This is a genomic window from Halomonas sp., assembly GCF_033549285.1.
Taxonomy (GTDB): Bacteria; Pseudomonadota; Gammaproteobacteria; order Pseudomonadales; family Halomonadaceae; genus Halomonas.
The window spans coordinates 1-578 of the sequence record NZ_JAWSUJ010000206.1 but is presented as its reverse complement, the minus strand read 5'-3'; the positions used below and the strand labels follow the sequence as shown (position 1 = coordinate 578).

Annotated in this window: 1 protein-coding gene; it reads right to left on the bottom strand. The window is 59.7% G+C overall.

What is annotated here, in order from left to right; translation table 11 throughout:
• Window positions 1-105 precede the first annotated feature (105 nt).
• Complete coding sequence (locus tag SCI24_RS21445) at window positions 106-405, bottom strand: hypothetical protein (protein WP_412930373.1); 300 nt, start codon at window positions 403-405, stop codon at window positions 106-108.
• Between the last annotated feature and the right edge of the window lie 173 nt (window positions 406-578).

Genomic DNA, 578 nt, shown 5'->3' with positions numbered 1-578 from the left:
CAGAAGAAAGCCGCGCTGGATGAGACCTATCTGGCGGACATTCTCGCGGTGTGATGGCTTTCATGCGTTTTCCCTGGTCTGCCGGACGTTCTTCGAGCACCGTGATCATGGCTCGCTCCCATCGCTCATGCGATCGAGCATCGAAAACAGTTTTTTTTGGAGTGCCAGGCAGTCTTCGGCGTTCGAGAGCTTGTGCTGAAGACGGGCGTTCTCACGCTCCAGTGCCTCGATGCGCTTCTGCTCCGGGGTCTTGCTCGGGGTCGGCCCCGGGGCGGTCTTGTGGAGCTTCTCCACGCCGTTCTCGGCAAGCTCCTTGCGCCAGGTGGTCAGCTGGCTGCTGTACAGCTTTTCGCGGCGGAGCAGCTCTCCAAGTTCGCCATGCCGGCAGGCATCCGCTTCCGCCAGGATGCGCAGCTTATACTCAGTCGAGAACTGACGACGTGTGCGCTTCTCCAGCTTGGGGTTCGGCGTGACCTGATGGTCGGGCAGCTCGGTTGGCGGTCAGGGAAAACGCATGAAAAACCGCTCTACGACGGGCTTCGTAGCGCTTTACCAGTAGGAGCTAATGTGGTCATCTA